This is a genomic window from Rhodoglobus aureus, from assembly GCF_039527955.1.
GTDB lineage: Bacteria > Actinomycetota > Actinomycetes > Actinomycetales > Microbacteriaceae > Rhodoglobus > Rhodoglobus aureus.
This window is the reverse complement of the sequence record NZ_BAAAKW010000028.1, coordinates 45,379-62,502: the sequence shown is the minus strand read 5'-3', so window position 1 is coordinate 62,502 and position 17,124 is coordinate 45,379. Positions and strand designations below refer to the sequence as shown.

Here is a 17,124-nt window from a genome sequence, read left to right as displayed (position 1 = left end):
GGCCATCCTTACCACGTGTTTACTGTGATAAACTGGGTTTTCTTCGAGAGGACCACTATTCATGTTGTTTGAGGTCGGCGAGACTGTCGTTTATCCCCATCACGGTGCTGCAACCATCACCGAGGTGAAGAAGCGCACCATCAAGGGTGAAGAGAAGGTTTATCTCAAGCTCAACGTAACGCAGGGTGATCTGACCATCGAAGTACCCGCTGAGAATGTTGATCTCGTGGGTGTTCGTGACGTTATTGGTCGCGAGGGTCTTGATGCAGTGTTCGAGGTGCTTCGCGCGCCGTTCACCGAAGAGCCCACCAACTGGTCACGCCGGTACAAGGCCAACCTTGAGAAGCTCGCTTCTGGCGATGTCATCAAGGTTTCTGAGGTTGTTCGCGACCTCTGGCGCCGCGACCAAGACCGTGGCCTCTCTGCTGGCGAAAAGCGCATGCTTGCTAAGGCTCGCCAGATTCTGATCTCCGAGCTTGCTCTTGCAGAGAAGACTGACGAAGAGAAGGCTTCCCTCGTGCTCGACGACGTTCTTGCTTCCTAATTCTTAGGGCGCTTCCTGTTTCGCACATGAGCACAACTATTGATCCTCGCGTAGCTGTCATTGTCGTAGGGGCAGGAAGCGGTACTCGCCTCGGTCGCAACGAGCCCAAAGCATTTGTTCCGCTCGCGGGGCGTCCCAATCTCAGCCGCGCTCTCGACGCCGTCTTCGCGATGGCAGAGCCGGCTCAGGTCATTGTGACCGTGCCGTCGTCGTTTGTTGAGATTGCCGAGCAGTTGATTCGTGAGGTTCCGGGCGCAGAGAGCCGCGCGACCACGGTCATCGTTGGTGGTTCAACGCGTCAAGAGTCGGTCGCTGCCGCCCTGGCGCTTCTTCAGCCATCGGTCGACGTCGTGCTGGTGCACGATGCTGCACGGCCGCTCACCCCGAGCGCCATTTTTGATTCGGTAGCGGCACACGTGCACAGTACTGGCGCCGGTGTTGTGCCGGGGCTTCCCGTCACTGACACCATCAAGCGCACTGACGGCAACGGGCAGATTGTAGAGACCGTTGATCGTTCGGTGCTCGCTGCGGTTCAAACACCACAGGGTTTTCCACGCGCACAACTCGTTGCCGCGCATGAGGCCGCAAACAGAGAGTTCACTGATGACGCCGCCGTGGTGGCCGCTGCCGGATATCCGGTCGCAGTGATTCCTGGAGATCATTTGTCTTTCAAGATCACGACCGCCTGGGAGTTGCGCCGAGCGGAGCAGTTGTTCACAACGCCGGCCGCATCCGACATCCGCGTTGGCACGGGCACTGATGTGCACGCGTACGACGAAACTAAGCCATTGTGGCTCGCCGGCTTGTACTGGCCCGATGAGGTTGGCCTCCGCGGGCACAGCGATGGAGATGTCGTCTCGCACGCCATTTGTGATGCTCTACTCTCGGCCGCAAACCTCGGTGACCTGGGCAGCGTCTTCGGCACGAGCGACCCCAGGTTCGCCGAAGCGCACGGCGACGTGTTTCTGCGCGAGGCACTTCGCTTGCTTCAGGATGCCGGCTTCGAAGTGGGCAATGTGGCGGTTCAGATCATTGGCATCCGCCCCATCGTGTCTCGCCGCAGGGTTGAGGCCGAGTCACTCTTGAGCAGCGTTCTTGGCGCGACCGTCAGCCTTGCTGGCACAACTACCGACGCTCTGGGCTTCACAGGGCGCGGCGAGGGCGTGGCAGCAATCGCAACAGCCCTCGTGCGTGCACGCAACTAGTCACCATGTTTCGAAAGAGGGCACCATGTCAGAACGCACAACCACGATCGTTTCCCCTTCCGGTCTTCACGCGCGCCCTGCCGCGCTCTTCACGCAGGCGGTCAGTAAAAGCGGGTTCACGATCACCGTTGCCAAGGGCGACAAGGCCGTCAATGCAGCCAGTATTCTCGCGGTGATCTCGCTCGGTGTAGCTCAGGGCGAGACCGTGACGATCGCATCAGACGATGCGCGTGCAGACGCCGTGCTCGACGAGCTCGTAGAGCTGCTCACCACAGTCGAATAGTCGTCAACACAGAAGGTCCGCGCCGCTGCGGTGTGGACCTTCTGTGTTTCTGCTCTCCACGTGCCCGAAATATTCAAACTCAGGCGGCTAAACTTGGTCAGTGACTATTCGCCTGTATGACACTCGGAGTGCCAGCCTCGTCGACCTCGAACCCCGTGAAGCGGGCAAAGTAGGTATCTACGTGTGCGGACCCACCGTGCAGGCAGCACCCCACATCGGCCACCTTCGCTCGGCTCTCGTCTATGACATTTGGCGTCGCTGGTTGACCTACCGCGGGCTCGACGTCACCCTGGTACGCAACGTCACCGATATCGATGACAAGATTTTGAACCAGACAGTGGATGCCACAGCAGCGGGCTCCCCCGAACAGTGGTGGGCCTTGGCCTACCGCATTGAACTCGAGTTCACCGCTGGCTACAGCGAGCTCGGCATCCTGCCGCCCACTTATGAGCCACGCGCTACCGCCAACATTTCTGAGATGCGCGAGTTGATCACCAAGCTCATCGAGCGCGGTCACGCCTACGCGGCAGCGGATGATTCGGGAGACGTCTACTTCGACACCCAGTCGTGGCCCGCCTATGGCGAGCTCACCCGTCAGAAGCTCGACGACATGGTCGTTGCGGCCGACGCCGACCCTCGCTCCAAGCGGGACCCTCGCGATTTCGCGCTCTGGAAGGGCAGCAAGCCCACCGAGCCAGAGTCTGCCTCCTGGACGTCGCCGTGGGGCAACGGTCGCCCGGGATGGCACGTCGAGTGCTCTGCCATGTCTCGCCGGTATTTGGGTGGTGCGTTTGACATCCACGGTGGTGGCCTAGATTTGCGGTTCCCGCATCACGAAAACGAACTCGCTCAGTCGAGCGCGGCCGGCGATGACTTCGCTAACCATTGGGTGCACAACGGCATGGTCAATGTGAATGGCCAGAAGATGTCGAAGTCACTCGGCAACTCCGTCTTCGCGCGCGACCTTTTAGATGCTGCCCGCCCCATCGTGGTGCGCTACCTACTCGGTGCTGCCCACTACCGCTCGACCATTGATTACACCGACGGTTCGCTTGACGAGGCCGAGGCGGCATTCGAGCGCCTTGAGGTGTTCATCGAGCGTGCCGCCCGTCGCCTGCGTGACACCCGCTTTGACGTTGCCAACACCAATGAGGTTCCCGGAGCATTCGGCGAAGCAATGGATGACGATCTTGCCGTTCCGCAGGCCCTCGCAGTTGTTCACGATACAATTCGAGCAGGTAATGCCGCGCTCGACGACGGAGATCTCGCGGCAGTCGCCACCGCGCGATCGCAAGTAGTCGCTATGGCACAAGTCTTGGGTATCAACCCACTAGATCCACGATGGGGTTCTGAGCGTTCAGAACCAGCCGTTGCTGCTCTATCAGCACTGGTTGAGAAGCTCATCGAGGATCGCAATACGGCCCGCACAGCGAAGGATTTTGCTGTTGCCGACCGAATCCGTGATGAACTATCAGCGGCGGGCATCACTGTAGAAGATGACTCGACCGGATCGCATTGGAGCTTGCCGTGAATATTCGGCGCTTCCGACAGGAGCAACACTCGTGAAAAACCCAGCTAACAAACCCCGCGCAGGAGCGGTACGCAAGGGCCGCAAGGGCCCCCAGGTCGGCTCGGGAGGCCAGGGACGGCAAGCTCTCGAAGGTCGCAAGCCCACCCCTAAAGCTGTAGATCGCCCGTACCACCCCGCAGGCAAGCGCAAGGCTGCTGCCGACCGTTACGAAGCAGCCGGCGGGCGCCGCACTGGTGGCAAGCCAACGGATGCTCCTCAACAGCGCACAAACCGTCCGACCCAGTCACGCGTAGCGAAGTCTGCCGACGAGTCTGAGATGGTCACCGGCCGCAACTCAGTGCTCGAAGCACTGCGCGCCAAGATTCCCGCACAGACTCTCTACATGGCTGCGCGCATCGAATACGATGACCGCGTCAAAGAGATCCTGAAATTGGCCACGGCCCGTAATCTTGCGGTGCTCGAAGTCATGCGTCCAGAACTTGACCGTCTCGCCGGGTTCGACTCCGTGCATCAGGGGTTCGCCCTCAAGGTGCCGCCGTATGAGTACGCGCACCCCATGGAACTGCTCGACAAGGTTGAGGCGCGCGGCCAGGTTCCGCTGCTCGTTGCTTTGGACGGCATTACTGACCCGCGCAACCTCGGCGCCATTGTGCGATCGGTCGCCGCGTTTGGTGGTCAGGGTGTCATTGTCCCGCAGCGTCGTTCGGTGGGGATGACGGCATCCGCCTGGAAGACCTCGGCGGGTGCTGCGGCACGCACCCCTGTTGCGATGGCCAATAACCTCACACAGATGATCAAGGAATACAAGAAGCGTGGCGTGTTCGTGCTTGGTCTTGATGGCGACGGAGATGTATCACTCCCGTCGCTGCCGCTAGCAAAAGAGCCCGTGTTGATCGTTGTCGGTAGCGAAGGCAAGGGCCTCTCGCGACTCGTCACCGAGAACTGTGATGCGATCGTCTCGATCCCGATTAGTGCCTCAACCGAGTCGCTTAATGCTGGTATCGCTGCGAGCGTCACGCTCTACGAAATCTCGAAGTTGCGCGCAGCCGCACGCAAAAAGAAGTAACTGCCGTCCCGGGGCTTATGCCCCGAGCTGAATAAAGCGAAGAGCCGCTCTCCCCGAGGGGACAGCGGCTCTTCGCTTCGCGCAAGACAGCGTGAGTTGGCTACTTGCCAGTCGCTGCGTCAAGCGCAGCGGTGATGTCGTTCATGAGGTCTTCAACATGCTCAAGGCCGATCGAAATGCGAACGATGCCCGCGCCCGGCTTCGCTTCAGAAGCAACAGGGCGGTGCGTGAGCGATGCGGGATGCTGCACGAGAGTGTCGATTCCGCCCAGCGACACTGCGTGGGTGATGAGCTTCACTGACTCGGTGAACTTCGCCGCAGCGTCATAGCCGCCAGCCAGATCTAGAGCAATGAGCGAACCGGCACCCGCAGACTGAGTGCCGATGAGGCCCGCAGGGTCCTGGCCGGGCAGACCAGGATAGAGCACGCGAGCGAGCGCAGGATGCCCGTCAAGACGACGAGCAAGTTCGCCAGCGGTCTCCTGCTGTGCCCGCACGCGCAGTGGCAGCGTGCGCAGCCCACGGTGGAGGAGGTAGGCGGCTAAGGGGTGGAGCACGCCACCGGTGAGGGCGCGCACGTTGCGCAGGCTCTTGGCGCGCTCTTCGCTGGTTGCGATGACGCCACCCATGACGTCGCCGTGGCCGCCGAGGTACTTGGTTGCGCTGTGAAGCACCATGGCAGCACCGAGCTCGAGGGGGCGCTGCAGAACGGGGGTCGCGAAGGTGTTGTCGACGAGCACGGGAACGTCGCCGGCGGCCGCAACGATCTTCTTGATGTCGACGAGCTCGAGCGTGGGATTGGCGGGGGACTCGATCACGACGAGTCCGGTATCCGCCTGGATAGCATCCGCAACAGAGTCGGCATCGGCCCACGTGACGGTGGTGCCGAGCAGTCCGTTGTCGAGCACGTGGTCGGTTCCGCCATACAGCGGGCGTACGCCGACAACGTGGGGGTGACCTGCGGATGCGATCGAGATGAGCACCGCTGCGAGTGCGGCCATACCGCTAGCGTACGCGACGGCAGCCTCTGCGCCCTCAAGCGCGGCGAGACTGTCTTCGAAGCGGGCTACGCCCGGCTGCCAGAGACGCTGGTAGACGGCAGAGTGGCCGTCGACGATGGCGTTGCCCCCGGCGAGGTTTTCGTAGGAGTCGCCGCCGTCTTCGACGTTGGGCAACGGGTTCGTGGTCGAGAGGTCGATGGATGGCACGTGTTGGCCACTTTCGTGAACGCCCTCCAGTCCCGCGTGAACAGCAAGGGTTTCGAGACGAATGTCATGAGGCAGCATCCTCTGATATCAGCAGAAACTTCGACACAAATCAACTCCTCATGTAGCTTCTTCACTAATTGTGATGTTTTCCGCATAAGCTGCGGTCAAGGAGGACGCCGTGACTGAGCAGAAAACTTTGCCGATCGACTCGATTGACCGCGCAATTTTGGCGAGTTTGGCCGCTAACGCCCGCATGTCGGGGTCAGCGCTCGCCGCACGAGCAGGCGTCGCCGAATCAACCGTGTCGCAGCGGTTGCGCCGACTGCACGACGACGGCTATTTGCGTGGATTTCACGCCGACATCGATGTCGCCAAACTCGGAATGAGCGTTCAAGCACTCATCTCCATCAAACTCGTGAAACATGTGCGAGAAGAGGTGGACGCTTTCCGCAGCGCTGCGCCAAACTGGCCTGGTGTGCTTGCCTTCTTCCACACCGGTGGCGGAGATGACTACCTGCTGCACGTTGCCGCTCACAGCGCGGCAGAGCTTCGCGACTTCATGCTGACGTACCTGGCGAGTCATCCGGCGGTTTCTCATACCGAAACGAATCTCGTATTCGAACACGTGACGGGTCGCGGTCTCGAGCAGTTGCTTTCTTAGTGCGTCGGATCAGAGGCACCGAACCGCCTGCGCCGAACCGCCCGCACCGCGCTACTAACGTGGCCTCTGCCTAGACGGTAAGGCGCCAGTCATCGCTATCGTCCTCGTCCTCGTCATCGATCAGATCATCACCCGGAATGGTGATGGGCGACGTGAACGCGCCCGTTGGCGGGTTAATCATGGTCGCTTCGTCTCGGCGAAACTGCAGTACGTTCTCGACGTAGCTGCCGACGGCTTCAGCGAGCGGGATGTCGTGGCCTGAATCCTGCGCGAGTTGGCGTCGGTGGTCGAGCAGTTGATGGAAGATCTCGGCAGGCTCAAGCTTTCCGCGCAGGGCCTTCGGGATGGCACGGATCACGGGCTCAAAGACGCGAGCGGCCCACTCGTGAGCAAGCATCTCCTCATCCATGTCTTGCTTGTCGAACGCAGCACGGTACGAGTCCATGTCGTTGAGCAGGCGGCGGGCCTGATTCTCTTGAGCGTCAAGGCCGGTGAGGCGCAGCAGGCGACGTGAGTGGTGTCCGGCATCCACCACCTTGGGTTGGATGCGCACGCGAGTGCCCGAGTCTTCCGTTTTGATTGCGAGCTCTTCAATGTCAAAGCCGAGGGCGTTGAGGCGTTCAACGCGCTGGTTGATGCGCCAGCGCTCTGAATGATCGAAGCGTTCGGATCCGGTGAGCTCTTGCCAGAGGGTGCGGTACTGGGCCAGGATTCCGTTGCTGATCTCGACGGGATCGATGTCCTCATCGAGTCGGCCGCCAGCCTGCAGGTCGAGCAACTCGCCTGCAATGTTCACACGAGCAATCTCGAGATCATTCTCTCGTTGGCCGTTAGACAGCCGGTCATAGAGCTGACCGGTTTCGGCATCCACCAGATACGCAGCGAATGCGCCGGCATCCCGACGAAAGAGAGTGTTGGAGAGCGATACATCCCCCCAGAAGAAACCGACGATGTGGAGGCGCACGAGCAGCACTGCGAGCGCATCGACTAGGCGACGAGCGGTTTCCGGTCGCAGACTCTGCGAGTAAACAGCGCGGTAGGGGAGCGAGAATCGCAAATGGCGGGTAACGAGCACCGACTTGAGTTCTTCGCCGTCTGCGCTTGTGCGGTTGGTGATGACGGCGAGCGGGTCCACGCAGGGCACGTCAAGCTTTTGAAGTGTGCGCAGCAGATCGTATTCGCGTTTGGCTAGCTCGCTTGACGTCTCTTTGATCGCAACGATGTACCCGCTGAGGTTGGCGAATCTCACCAGATGGCGGGAGATGCCCTTCGGGAGAGTCGCGATCGCCTCATCGGGCCACAGTTCGAGCGGCAGATCCCACGGAAGGTCCAGCAGTGCGGGGTCGACAGTGGCCGCGGTGATGTTGACAGAACCAGACATTCACGTTTCCTTAAGCTGAAACGAGCCCGTCGACACATCCGAACAGTGTTCGATGTCGACGGGCTCGATCGTAAAGCGGAAGTTAGCCCGCTACGACAGGAGTTTTTGTTAGGCGCAGGCCAGACTCGATATCGAAGACGTGAACGTGGTGAGGCTCAGGCGTAACGAATACCTGGTCGCCAGCGTTCGGGTGTGAACGGCCATCAACGCGAGCAACAATGTCGACTCGCTCGCCCTTGATCTCTGCGTGACCGTAGAGGTAGCCGTCGGCGCCAAGCTCTTCAACAAGATCAACTTCAACCGGAAGTCCGTTGCCGGAAGTCGAAACGAGAACGTCTTCTGGGCGAACGCCGATGGTTACCGTCTTTGCGTCGGTCTCACCGAGCGTCTCGCGGTCAACATGCACCACAGCATCGCCGAGCTGGAGGCCACCGTCGACAATGTCAACGGTAAACAGGTTCATTGCCGGGCTGCCGATAAAGCCAGCGACGAAGATGTTCTGTGGTGCTTCGTAAAGGTCACGAGGGGTACCAACCTGCTGGAGGAGGCCATCCTTGAGAACTGCGATGCGGTCACCCATGGTGAGTGCTTCGGTCTGGTCGTGAGTCACGTAAACCGTGGTGACTCCGAGTCGACGCTGAAGGCTGGCGATCTGCGTACGGGTCTGAACACGAAGCTTTGCGTCCAGGTTCGAGAGCGGCTCATCCATGAGGAACACCTGAGGCTGGCGAACGATCGCACGACCCATCGCAACACGTTGGCGCTGACCACCCGAGAGAGCTTTAGGCTTGCGGGCGAGGTAAGGCTCGAGGTCGAGCAGCTTTGCTGCCTCAAGTACGCGAGCTGCGCGCTCTTCCTTGTTGATGCCAGCGATCTTGAGGGCGAAGCCCATGTTCTCGGCAACAGTCATGTGCGGGTAGAGAGCGTAGTTCTGGAAGACCATGGCAATGTCGCGGTCCTTCGGAGGAACATCAGTGACGTCACGGTCGCCGATGAGGATGCTGCCATCGTTGACCTCTTCGAGGCCGGCGAGCATGCGAAGGCTGGTTGACTTTCCGCAACCCGATGGGCCGACGAGTACGAGGAATTCGCCATCTTCAACGTGAAGATTTAGCTTGTCTACAGCCGGGATCGTTGACCCAGGGTAGAGACGGGTTGCATTGTCAAAAGTTACAGACGCCATTGTTGTATTTTCTCCTTCACCGGCAGGTACGTGCCGGACGATCCTTAGTGAATGGACAGCGGTCGAAACCGCGTTGGGTTATTATTGCACTCTTTTAGGGGTCACATGACCGAGTGGTATCGCCCGAAGAAGCCGCAGTCTCAGGATCCAGTTGGGCAATTCCCAGAGATTTCTCCTAGAATTCGACGGGTGCGCCGTGATTTTTGGTGCCCGACACAGCGAAAAATACGGCAGATGAGGTTCGATTGAGCAACGGCAACTCCGGCGATGGCCGACTCAGCAAGAATGAGCGACGAGAAGCGGCACGTGAAAAGGCCCGCGTTCAGCGCGATGGGCAGAAGAAGAAAGACCGCCGCACCAAGCTGTTCCTTCAAGGCGGCGTAGGTCTCGCACTCATTGCGATCGTCGCAGTGATTGCGCTCGTGCTCGTGAACTCGAACCAGCCTGTGGGCCCCGGCCCGAAGAACTTTGCCAGCGACGGTGTTCAGCTGAGCCAGGGTTTCATCGCAACACCGACTGACGCCCTTGAAGCGGATGCCGACCCCATCGCGAGCGTTCCTGATGAGGAGTCAGGCATTCTCGACATCCAAATTTATGTCGACTACCTGTGCCCAATTTGTGGCTCGTTCGAAGCGACTAACGCTGAGTACATCGAGAGCCTCGTCGACAACGGTGCCGCAACGCTCGAAGTGCACCCCATCACGATTCTTGACCGTTTCTCGCAAGGCCAGCGCTATTCCTCGCGTGCAGTTAATGCTGTCGCGTGTGTTGCCGATTCCTCGCCTAATGATTTCTACGGCTACCACACGCTGTTGCTCTCTGAAGGCGTCCAACCTGCAGAGAACACAAGCGGTTTGAGCAACGATGACCTCATCGCCCTGCTCGACACAGCCGGCGTTGAGAACGTTCCTGCCATCACTGAGTGCATACAGGATGAGACGTTCAAGTCGTGGGTTAAGAACTCCACGGCACGCGCTCTTTCGGGGCCACTCCCCAACACTGACGTGCCTCAGGTCACGGGAACCCCCACGGTTCTCGTCAACGGGCTCAAGTACGAGGGTGCTGTAAATGACCTCGCTGCTTTCCAAGCCTTCGTAGTTCAGGCTGCTGGCAGCGACTTCAACGAAAGCTCGACCCCTACGCCGACGCCAACACCTACCCCGTAGGTTGCGTTAGCGCATAACCAAGGGTGCCCCCGGTCTTATGGCCAGGGGCATCTTTTGCGTTGTGCAGGGGAGTGCTGGCTATCCGAAGGTGTTCTCACGCCTCCGACTGCGTAATTTTGTAGCAACGCTGACGGGGATCCGCGCCGAGTGTGGGTCCCCGTTTTTGTGCGCCCGGAGGATTCGTGAAACTAGTCGAAAAGTTTTTTCCAGCGCACGTGTCGATCTGGCACGTGCGCTGCGTCATGTCAGTGAGGGCAGGGAAATCCCCGCTCTAAGAGGCCATAATGGCGGGGAACGAGTGTGCGGTTCTCAACATCAGGTCCTTCGATGTAGGCCTTGTGGCCACACTTCACTGATCGGCTAAGGAGAAAAACATGCAGTACATGATCCTGATTCATTCAGAACCGTTCGACGCTCCAGCCCCGGGAGATCCCGGATTTGAAGAGCTCATGGCGCCGTGGATGGAGTACAAGAACAAGCTCGTAGAGGGCGGCCACTTCGTGGCAGCTGAGCAGCTTCAAGGCACCGAGACGGCGACCACCATCCGCCGCGCTAACGATGCTGGCGACACCATCGTTGATGGACCTTTCGCTGAAACGAAGGAACACCTGGGCGGCTTCTATATTGTCGAAGCCAAGGATTTGGATGAGGCGCTCACGCTCGCCGCGGCCGTGCCGATTCCTGCTGGCTCACTCGAGGTGCGCCCGGTGGTGCCCGCGTAGCGTGTTCGACATCTCAGAGGCGGTTACCCGCCTGGCGCGTGAGGAGAGTGCGCATGTGCTCGCTCTTCTCGCGCACCGTTTTGGTCTTGATGTGGCCGACGATGCTGTGCAGGACGCGCTGGTTGAGGCGCTGAACTGGGCCACCATTCCTGATATCCCGGCGGCTTGGCTGTATACGGTGGCACGCAATCGTGCGGTCGACCGAGTGCGACGCGATGCTGCTGCCGCTCGACGTTTGGCGCGCGCGGCACCTGACCTGCTGCCCTATGACCTTGACGACGAGGAGGTGACACCCGACATGATCGACGATGCTGCTTATTCGAGCGACGAACACCTTCGCCTGCTGTTGCTCTGTTGCCACCCCGCGTTAAACCGGGACACTCAAGTGGCGCTCACGCTGCGTTTGGTCGGTGGCCTCACGACCGCCGAGATTGCGGCAGCGTTTCTGGTGCCCGAGCAAACACTCGCTCAACGGGTGGTGCGAGCTAAGCGCAAGATTCGGGATGCCGGAATCCCGCTCACGATCCCGGCCGACCTCTCACTGCGAGTGGATGCTCTGCTCACGGTTCTCTACCTCATTTTCAATGAGGGCTACCTCTCGCGGGGTAGCGTTTCGGGTGCCCGCGTCGATCTCGTCGAGGAGGCGATTCGCCTCACGATCACGGCGCGCGAGTTGCTGCCAAACAACCCCGAGGTCGAAGGCCTGCTCGCACTTGAGCTTTACGCCCGCGCCCGCCACGACACCCGCTTCAACGGCGACGAGCTCGTCTTGCTCGACCAGCAAGACCGCACTCGCTGGGATGGCGAACTCATCGAGCAAGCTAACGGACTCCTGCACAGTGCGCTCGCTCGCCTGCGGCCGGGGCCGTTTCAAACCCAGGCCGTGATTGCGCGGCACCATGCCACCGCCCGCACGGCTGCCGACACGGATTGGCCAGCCATCGCATCCGCCTATTCGATGCTGCTGGTGATGACCGGCTCGCCCGTTGTGGCGCTAAATCGGGCTGTCGCGGTGTCGATGGCTGACGGACCGGATGTCGGGCTGCGGCTGCTCGACGACGTGACTGGTCTCGACGAGTACCACTTGTATTGGGCGACGAAGGCCGAACTTCTCGTGAGTTCGGGTGACGTGGATGCTGCGGCTCCCGCCTTCGCTAGGGCGCGCGAACTCGCCACGAACGGTGCCGAGAAGCAGCATCTCGATCGGCGGATCGCGGAGCTGCACGGCTACTAATTGCGCCACGAAGAGCCCAATCTAGTTGCTCCGTGTAAGGTTTAAAGAGGCACACTGAAGTCCGTCACTCTTCGGGGAGCCTGTTCCTCGCGTCGGAGCAGCCCCCGCATATATCCAGCTGATCGTGGTCGTGCATAGGGACAAACCAATGTCCGCACATCGCTTCAACTGCCGCCCCCTCGATAGTTGCTTGGGTGACCGAGGTAGCAGCCGTGTAGTGGGCGATAGTGCCCACCCGTAGTACTCCGGGAAGTTCGTGGGGATCGGAGCTGCCAGACTCGCGCGCGTTGAACGCACGCTGATACATTTCCTCGGTCGTTAGCACTGAGTGGGACATAGCTGAAGCGTTCAGTGGGGCAGTAGTCCATGAGTGCGTATCAGGTTCGATTGCAGCGAGCGTCGTCGCGATCGCTCGTTCAGTTAGCTTGGTGTGTTTGAGAGGCACAATTTCGACGATGAGTTCGCGAACGACTTCACCTTCCTCTTCCACAGTCGTTGTCGTCAGCGAGACTTCAGCGAGCGGTTCGGTTTCCGTTGCGGTGTTCGGTTTCGGAGATAGGACGATAAGAGGTCCAGCGGCTTCCTCGTCGAGACAGTTGGCCAGGAGAACTAATACCGAAAGATGCAGTTGCGCTTTCCAAGCGTCCAAGCGCGCAATTCTCAGATCTACATCCAATAATGAAATGTCTTCCTCGGCGGGAAGAAACTTATCCGAACCTGAGGCGCATTCCCGAGAGAACCAGGCATAGAAATCTTCCGGCGAACCTGCTCGACGATATCCAGCAGCACCAAGCCAAGCGGTTTCAATGCCTTTCGGATCCGCGGGAAGCACGATTGTGGCGGCACCCCGCCAGCGGGAAGAAAATTTTTGCTTCCACCAAGCCCGGTCCGCAACCGAGCTTATGGATTCACGCAGCGTCGCGACATCGTCATTTCCGGAAAACTGGTCGTCAAACGCGCGGATGAGCGGGTGCCCAAGCGTGTTTAGTCGCGGAATCTTTCGAAGAAAGGGAGCGACTGTTGATGGCTTGCACCGACCTTCGACCAGTTCCGAGACGGCAATGCGCAGCTTAATCGCCTCCGACCGGTCTTGCGGCGATACCCAGTCTTGATGCAAATCCTCACAAATACACCGCAGCGTTACTCTGCGGTCTCGGATCACTCGCTTAGTTTACAAACAAAACTCAAGTTTGTCTGGTGCTAGATCATTTCGTCTAAAGCTTCGTCGTCTGCTGCCGTGCCTCCGGCGAAAACCGTCGCGGTTCGACGGCGCGCTCCGCGCATAAGTTCACGGTATGCGAGAAGATCCTTGACAAGGATTCGTCGATCTCGTGCACCGACTGGATGCCATTCGAGAGCGCCAGAATCCAACACCTTGTAAAGGTGCGTGCGACTGAGGCCCAGTATTTGAGCGGCCCTCGAGGGGGTTACAGCCTCGTCATCTGCTAGGACAAAGACTGTCTCGCCACGGGCGAGGTCGTTATGTATGGTGTCGAGCGCGACTCTAAGGGCTCCATCGGGAAAACTAGTCGCGAGCTTTTCGAGCTTCTGGAGATCATTTTTGGGTACGGTGGAAGGGATAACGGTAGTCATATCGGATACTCGTTCCGGAGAGAAAATAAAAAGGCGAAGTCGTAATCTTCGGCTGGGTGCGCTGGGCGCGGAGGCGGTTCAACAATAATGTCGGTGACGCATGTCATAAGTGTCACAGGTGTAACAGGTGTTGTCAACTTCCGGAATTCGATCCGGGAATGGCGGTCACCTGCTGGCTTCGGGTGCTAAACCTCGCGCTCTGCAAAGGAATCACTGCTGTCTCTACAGGCGGGAGTTCAAGCCGAACAGTGCTAAAGGCAATCATTGTGCTTTCGAATGGGACAAGCGGTCCTAAGGGATCGAAAAATTGGAGAGCTCAAGAGCTTGTGCATCCAGACTCTCGCTGTGTGAGCTTTCCTCCGAGGCTCCATCGCTGACTAAGGTCGCGGCTTGGGTTGCGCGTAATGGTGCTCGCCTTGCGCGCCCTTCTCGACGATGTCTCGAATGCGGGATGCCCGCACTGACGGTGTTTTGATGGCGGTCAGGCGGCCGTAGATTTGAAAGCGCACGCTCTTGCTCAGGCCCGCATGAAACGTTGCCGAGGAGGGGTTTGCGTCGAGGGCGGCCTGAAGGTCTGCGGGAGTCGTCATGTTCTTCAGGCTGTAGGCGGCATCCCAGCGGCCGTCAGCTTTAGCGCGGTCGATTTCGGCCTGACCGCCCGGTCGCATCTGGCCGGCGGCGATGAGGTGTGCAACGTGATCACGATTGATTTGGGACCACGGGCTGTTTTTGCGGCGCGGGGTGAATGATTGGAGCGTGTAGTCGTCATCGAGGCGCGCGGTTTGACCGTCAATCCAGCCAAAGCAGAGAGCAACGTCGAGCGCTTCTGGCCACGTCATGCCGGTGGCCTTCGACAGTTTCTTGCGCAGCTTGAGGCGCACGCCGTCATCGGAGGGAGAGCCTTCGAGAAAAGCGGTCCATTCGGCAATGGTCACATCGAGAACGGGTTTGTCGGCAAAACTGGCCATGCGATTTCTGCCTTTCTGCCGGATGACTATTCGTGGCTTTGGCGCGATCGATTGCTCAGTCGAGGTTGGGCATCTCTGGGGTCAGAGGTTTGGGCGGGAGCCCTACAGTGAAGATTTTATCTAGGAGTCCAATTGTTCGATCGGGAAGCGCGTCGCCGGGGTAGAAGGACTCATAGAGTTCCTCAGCCGCCGCGATGGTTTCGGTGCCGCTGAGGGCAAGTAGCTTTGCAACGTCTTCGGTGTCTCGGCCAGGCCTTGCGGCAGCGAGTTTCATCGCAAGGAGTGCGTCCACCGGGGCTATCGCTATCGATACGCTACTGTCATCGAACAAAGGTTCCCAGTCGACAGTCTGACCAAGGTTCGGGATGAAGATTGCGGCGCTGTTGTTGAGCCAGTCGCTTGGCCATCCGCGAACGGCAGCGATTTCGGCGATGATCGGCTGCAACTGTCCCATCGGTTGGATGCATGCGTCGATGTCGGCGGTGGTGTCGCGGTCGAAATGGACAAGCCTTGGTGCGGCGCCGCCAACGATTCGTATTGAGACGCCCGAGAGCTTCTGTTCGTGTACGGCGCGAACCACGTCGCGCAGTCCCTCGATAAGGTCGTCGCGATCGAGTTGCATCGTCATACGCTCGTCAGAGTTGAGAGCTCAAGCAAGACATTTCGGCGGAGGAACTCGGTGGGAACCTTCGCAACCTCGGGCGCTAGGTCGTATTTGCCGAGCTGGGGCGAGTCAGGCGCATCGAGAAAACGTGATGGTGAACTGATCCAGACGGGTGCGGGCAGCGTGGCCTGGCTGAGCCAGTAGTCGACCAGCGCAGCAAGCGCAGCATCCCACGACGGATATCCGGTGGAGGGCGGCTCGGTGACAGTGAGCACGATGCGATCAATGTCAGTCGTGTTTGCGAGGCTGTCAGAAAAATCAAGGAACGCACGAAGTGCGGAGTCGCGAGAGGTCGCTGTGGCGATGCGTTCTGCGGTTTCGGTTGCATCAACACCGGATGCTGAGACCGCGATGAGGCGGTGCCCAGTTTGGCGGAGCAGGCGTTCCAGAGTCTCAACAGTCGGGATGCGTTTACCGTTCTCGATCGAAGAGACATTGGGCTGGCTGATGCGTGAGCGCAGGGCAAGGTCACCCTGTGTGACGCCGCTTGCGCGACGGGATGCGCGAAGCAATGTTGATGCAGTCATGACGACCTCCATCTTGATTATATCTAATCCGATATATTTATCTACTATGGGGTGCCATGCGAAGCCAGGGCGACCAACCACCTAGCCCTGCCACCTGAACGCCAACTGATTCGCCGCTGAACGTTTTCAGGCGTTGAATAGACTCATGCGAGCTACCTACATTTACGGCGCCGGCGATGTCCGCGTGATCACTGCCCCTGACCCCAAGCTCATCGAGAGCACCGATGGGGTTGTGCGCATTACGCGTGCGTGCGTGTGCGGCAGCGATCTGCACCCGTTCCATTCAATGCCGGCGGATGCGGATGCTCGCCCGATCGGGCACGAGTTCATCGGAACCGTCGAAGAAATCGGCAACGATGTCTCTACGGTCAAGGTGGGCGATTTCGTAATTGCCCCGTTCGCTTTTTCGGATGGCACCTGCGAATTCTGCCTCGAAGGTCTGCAGACCTCGTGCATCCATGGTGGCTACTGGGGCAACGGTGGCATCACGGGCGGCCAGGCCGAAGCAGTGCGCGTGCCTTACGCCGACGGCACCCTTGTAAAAGTCCCTGGCACGATTGACGAGTCGCAGTATGCGGGGCTCCTCTCGCTCTCAGACGTGTACGCGACGGGATGGCACGCCGCCCACAAAGCACAAGTTGCTCCCGGCCAAACCGTCACCGTCATCGGCGATGGCGCTGTCGGCCTGCTCGCCGTTCTCTCGGCCAAGCAGATGGGTGCCGAGCGCATCATCCTCATGGGTCGCCACAAGGCTCGCACCGATCTGGGACTCACGTTCGGTGCGACGGATGTCGTAGCTGAGCGAGGCGACGAAGGTATCGCCAAGGTTCGCGAACTCACTGGCGGCACCGGAAGCCATGCCGTGCTCGAAGCTGTCGGCTTCATGCCCGCCTACGAGCAAGCACTCGGCGTTGTTCGTGCCGGCGGCGTAATCAGCCGCGTGGGCGTTCCGCAGTATGAAGAAGCCCCCGTTGGACGCCGCAGCCTGTTCGGCAAAAACGTCACCCTCACCGGTGGTGTGGCTCCCGCTCGCGCCTACATCGAACAGCTACTGCCCGCAGTGCTCGACGGAACCGTGAACCCGGGCCTCGTCTTCGACCAGACCGTGAAGCTCGAACAAACCCCCGACGGCTACACCGCGATGGATAACCGCACCGCCCTCAAGGTGATGGTCGACCCGACGTAGCTG

General features: G+C 59.7%; 18 protein-coding genes. 10 read left to right on the top strand and 8 right to left on the bottom strand.

What is annotated here, in order from left to right; translation table 11 throughout:
• Window positions 1-61: 61 nt before the first annotated feature.
• The 5 genes from ABD112_RS07755 (at window position 62) to rlmB (ending at window position 4,629) form a co-directional block, all read left to right on the top strand.
• Window positions 62-544 (top strand): CarD family transcriptional regulator, encoded by a 483-nt coding sequence (locus tag ABD112_RS07755; protein WP_343924702.1) that lies wholly within the window; start codon window positions 62-64, stop codon window positions 542-544.
• Window positions 545-570: 26 nt separating this feature from the next.
• Complete coding sequence (ispD, locus tag ABD112_RS07750; protein ID WP_343924700.1) at window positions 571-1,749, top strand: 2-C-methyl-D-erythritol 4-phosphate cytidylyltransferase; 1,179 nt, start codon at window positions 571-573, stop codon at window positions 1,747-1,749.
• Between the two features lie 25 nt (window positions 1,750-1,774).
• The gene (locus ABD112_RS07745; RefSeq protein ID WP_343924698.1) at window positions 1,775-2,032 is read left to right on the top strand and encodes an HPr family phosphocarrier protein; all 258 of its coding nucleotides are present in this window, start codon (window positions 1,775-1,777) and stop codon (window positions 2,030-2,032) included.
• Between the two features lie 100 nt (window positions 2,033-2,132).
• On the top strand, window positions 2,133-3,563 hold the full coding sequence (gene cysS / locus ABD112_RS07740; protein WP_343924696.1) for a cysteine--tRNA ligase: 1,431 nt from the start codon (window positions 2,133-2,135) through the stop codon (window positions 3,561-3,563).
• Window positions 3,564-3,594: 31 nt separating this feature from the next.
• Window positions 3,595-4,629 (top strand): 23S rRNA (guanosine(2251)-2'-O)-methyltransferase RlmB, encoded by a 1,035-nt coding sequence (gene rlmB / locus ABD112_RS07735; protein WP_343924694.1) that lies wholly within the window; start codon window positions 3,595-3,597, stop codon window positions 4,627-4,629.
• Between the two features lie 100 nt (window positions 4,630-4,729).
• On the opposite strand, the gene ABD112_RS07730 is transcribed toward rlmB, so the two are convergent.
• Window positions 4,730-5,914: a trans-sulfuration enzyme family protein gene (locus tag ABD112_RS07730; protein ID WP_343924692.1), complete on the bottom strand. Its 1,185-nt coding sequence runs from the start codon at window positions 5,912-5,914 to the stop codon at window positions 4,730-4,732.
• 100 nt (window positions 5,915-6,014) lie between these two features.
• Here ABD112_RS07730 and ABD112_RS07725 point away from each other — a divergent pair, with 100 nt between their 5' ends.
• A complete protein-coding gene (locus ABD112_RS07725; RefSeq protein WP_343924690.1) occupies window positions 6,015-6,497 on the top strand; it encodes an Lrp/AsnC family transcriptional regulator in 483 nt (160 codons plus the stop codon).
• 70 nt (window positions 6,498-6,567) lie between these two features.
• Here ABD112_RS07725 and ABD112_RS07720 read toward each other — a convergent pair whose 3' ends face one another.
• Window positions 6,568-7,878: a DUF4032 domain-containing protein gene (locus ABD112_RS07720; RefSeq protein ID WP_343924688.1), complete on the bottom strand. Its 1,311-nt coding sequence runs from the start codon at window positions 7,876-7,878 to the stop codon at window positions 6,568-6,570.
• An 82-nt stretch (window positions 7,879-7,960) separates the two neighbouring features.
• The gene (locus ABD112_RS07715) at window positions 7,961-9,061 is read right to left on the bottom strand and encodes an ABC transporter ATP-binding protein (RefSeq protein WP_343924686.1); all 1,101 of its coding nucleotides are present in this window, start codon (window positions 9,059-9,061) and stop codon (window positions 7,961-7,963) included.
• Window positions 9,062-9,306: 245 nt separating this feature from the next.
• On the opposite strand from ABD112_RS07715, the gene ABD112_RS07710 reads away from it, so the two are divergent.
• The 3 genes from ABD112_RS07710 to ABD112_RS07700 all read left to right on the top strand — a co-directional run bounded on the left by ABD112_RS07710 (window position 9,307) and on the right by ABD112_RS07700 (window position 12,183).
• A complete protein-coding gene (locus tag ABD112_RS07710) occupies window positions 9,307-10,227 on the top strand; it encodes a DsbA family protein (RefSeq protein WP_343924684.1) in 921 nt (306 codons plus the stop codon).
• Window positions 10,228-10,601: 374 nt separating this feature from the next.
• The gene (locus tag ABD112_RS07705) at window positions 10,602-10,949 is read left to right on the top strand and encodes a YciI family protein (RefSeq protein WP_343924683.1); all 348 of its coding nucleotides are present in this window, start codon (window positions 10,602-10,604) and stop codon (window positions 10,947-10,949) included.
• 1 nt (window position 10,950) lies between these two features.
• The gene (locus ABD112_RS07700; protein WP_343924681.1) at window positions 10,951-12,183 is read left to right on the top strand and encodes an RNA polymerase sigma factor; all 1,233 of its coding nucleotides are present in this window, start codon (window positions 10,951-10,953) and stop codon (window positions 12,181-12,183) included.
• Between the two features lie 64 nt (window positions 12,184-12,247).
• Here ABD112_RS07700 and ABD112_RS07695 read toward each other — a convergent pair whose 3' ends face one another.
• From ABD112_RS07695 to ABD112_RS07675, 5 genes are all read right to left on the bottom strand, one after another.
• Complete coding sequence (locus ABD112_RS07695) at window positions 12,248-13,345, bottom strand: DUF3039 domain-containing protein (RefSeq protein ID WP_343924680.1); 1,098 nt, start codon at window positions 13,343-13,345, stop codon at window positions 12,248-12,250.
• Between the two features lie 38 nt (window positions 13,346-13,383).
• Window positions 13,384-13,776, bottom strand: a complete 393-nt coding sequence (locus ABD112_RS07690; RefSeq protein WP_343924678.1) for a helix-turn-helix domain-containing protein — start codon at window positions 13,774-13,776, stop codon at window positions 13,384-13,386.
• A 377-nt stretch (window positions 13,777-14,153) separates the two neighbouring features.
• On the bottom strand, window positions 14,154-14,744 hold the full coding sequence (locus tag ABD112_RS07685; RefSeq protein WP_343924676.1) for a YdeI/OmpD-associated family protein: 591 nt from the start codon (window positions 14,742-14,744) through the stop codon (window positions 14,154-14,156).
• 55 nt (window positions 14,745-14,799) lie between these two features.
• Window positions 14,800-15,366, bottom strand: a complete 567-nt coding sequence (locus ABD112_RS07680) for a hypothetical protein (protein WP_343924674.1) — start codon at window positions 15,364-15,366, stop codon at window positions 14,800-14,802.
• 2 nt (window positions 15,367-15,368) lie between these two features.
• Window positions 15,369-15,935, bottom strand: a complete 567-nt coding sequence (locus ABD112_RS07675; protein WP_343924672.1) for a helix-turn-helix domain-containing protein — start codon at window positions 15,933-15,935, stop codon at window positions 15,369-15,371.
• Window positions 15,936-16,080: 145 nt separating this feature from the next.
• Between ABD112_RS07675 and ABD112_RS07670 the strand changes: the two genes are divergently transcribed.
• The gene (locus tag ABD112_RS07670) at window positions 16,081-17,121 is read left to right on the top strand and encodes a zinc-binding dehydrogenase (RefSeq protein ID WP_343924670.1); all 1,041 of its coding nucleotides are present in this window, start codon (window positions 16,081-16,083) and stop codon (window positions 17,119-17,121) included.
• The last annotated feature ends 3 nt before the right edge of the window (window positions 17,122-17,124 follow it).

Coding starts and splice junctions, on each gene's coding strand:
- ABD112_RS07720 (WP_343924688.1), bottom strand. CDS start 7,878: ATGTCTGGTTCTGTCAACATCACCGCGGCCACTGTCGACCCCGCACTG.
- ispD (WP_343924700.1), top strand. CDS start 571: ATGAGCACAACTATTGATCCTCGCGTAGCTGTCATTGTCGTAGGGGCA.
- ABD112_RS07745 (WP_343924698.1), top strand. CDS start 1,775: ATGTCAGAACGCACAACCACGATCGTTTCCCCTTCCGGTCTTCACGCG.
- ABD112_RS07670 (WP_343924670.1), top strand. CDS start 16,081: ATGCGAGCTACCTACATTTACGGCGCCGGCGATGTCCGCGTGATCACT.
- ABD112_RS07690 (WP_343924678.1), bottom strand. CDS start 13,776: ATGACTACCGTTATCCCTTCCACCGTACCCAAAAATGATCTCCAGAAG.
- ABD112_RS07755 (WP_343924702.1), top strand. CDS start 62: ATGTTGTTTGAGGTCGGCGAGACTGTCGTTTATCCCCATCACGGTGCT.
- ABD112_RS07715 (WP_343924686.1), bottom strand. CDS start 9,061: ATGGCGTCTGTAACTTTTGACAATGCAACCCGTCTCTACCCTGGGTCA.
- ABD112_RS07675 (WP_343924672.1), bottom strand. CDS start 15,935: ATGACTGCATCAACATTGCTTCGCGCATCCCGTCGCGCAAGCGGCGTC.
- ABD112_RS07680 (WP_343924674.1), bottom strand. CDS start 15,366: ATGCAACTCGATCGCGACGACCTTATCGAGGGACTGCGCGACGTGGTT.
- ABD112_RS07705 (WP_343924683.1), top strand. CDS start 10,602: ATGCAGTACATGATCCTGATTCATTCAGAACCGTTCGACGCTCCAGCC.
- ABD112_RS07730 (WP_343924692.1), bottom strand. CDS start 5,914: ATGCTGCCTCATGACATTCGTCTCGAAACCCTTGCTGTTCACGCGGGA.
- ABD112_RS07685 (WP_343924676.1), bottom strand. CDS start 14,744: ATGGCCAGTTTTGCCGACAAACCCGTTCTCGATGTGACCATTGCCGAA.